The sequence below is a fragment of the Providencia sp. JGM181 genome (assembly GCF_018257375.1).
GTDB lineage: Bacteria > Pseudomonadota > Gammaproteobacteria > Enterobacterales > Enterobacteriaceae > Providencia > Providencia lanzhouensis.
On sequence record NZ_JAERJY010000282.1, the window covers coordinates 1 to 1,048 of the forward strand.

At 38.6% G+C, this 1,048-nt stretch carries 1 protein-coding gene; it reads left to right on the forward strand.

What is annotated here, in order from left to right; genetic code table 11:
* Positions 1 to 81: 81 nt before the first annotated feature.
* Positions 82 to 1,048 (forward strand): ESPR domain-containing protein (locus JK188_RS17530; RefSeq protein ID WP_283092667.1); only part of this gene is annotated, 967 nt, incomplete at its 3' end.

Consider the following 1,048-nt stretch of genomic DNA (forward strand, 5'->3'; position numbering starts at 1 on the left):
CAATAATTCAATATCTACGCAAACCTTACGTAGATTAATTAACCCTACACGCAGCAATGCCCTATTTCATAGGAAATCATTATGAATAAAGTTTATAAAACTATTTGGAACGACGCGATAAAGTCGTGGGTTGCCGTACCTGAAATAACGCAATCCGGATCTAAATTAAAAAACTCAACAGACAATAAGATTAATCCAAAAAACAAAGATAATAGTAAAAAAGAGAATATTTTAAGAATATTCAATATAAAAAACATTGTAATTATTTTATCCGGTTTATTTCCATTCATCGCTAATGCGGTGGTTAGTGATAAATTAACAGTAAGAGTCGATGACGACGAAAACATGGTCGCCGTTTATAACATCGATATCTATAAAAAATATTTCCCTCATGCTAAATGGAATCCAAATAACTTATCTAACCTTTATTTGTCTGAAACCATTGTTGTGGGCAAAGATTCATCTATCGCGAACTCATCAACGGACTCAAGAACCACAGCCACAGGCGGAACCGTGGTTTTCGGTCCAAATTCAGTCGCTTATGGTTTTGGTAACACTGCATTTGGTGCCGGAACTTATGTCAGCTCCGGGGGTACTGCGGTAGGGGTTGCTACCATCGCAAATAACTTAAGTACCAGCGTTGGGCGCAGTGCAGTTGCTGAAAATAATGGTGTCGCGATTGGTCGAGCTGCATTAGCATCCGATACCGCAGACGGAGGGGTCGCTATCGGTGTTTCCAGTAAAGCTACCGCCAGTAATGCCGTCGCGATTGGTCGTTCTTCCGTAGCTTCAAATGTTAATGAAGTCTCCTTTGGTAACGATACAATAAAGCGTAAGCTCACCAATATTGATGCGGGTAGCGCAGATAATGACGCCGTTAACTTTAAACAGCTATCCACCACCAATACTAATGTCGCTAAAAACACTCAAGACTTAATTGATACGAATAATGCATTAAATACTGCAAAAACAGATTTAACTAAGCAGATCAGTGATAATAAAACTGATACTAACAACCAAATAACCACCGTAAATAATAAAATAACCC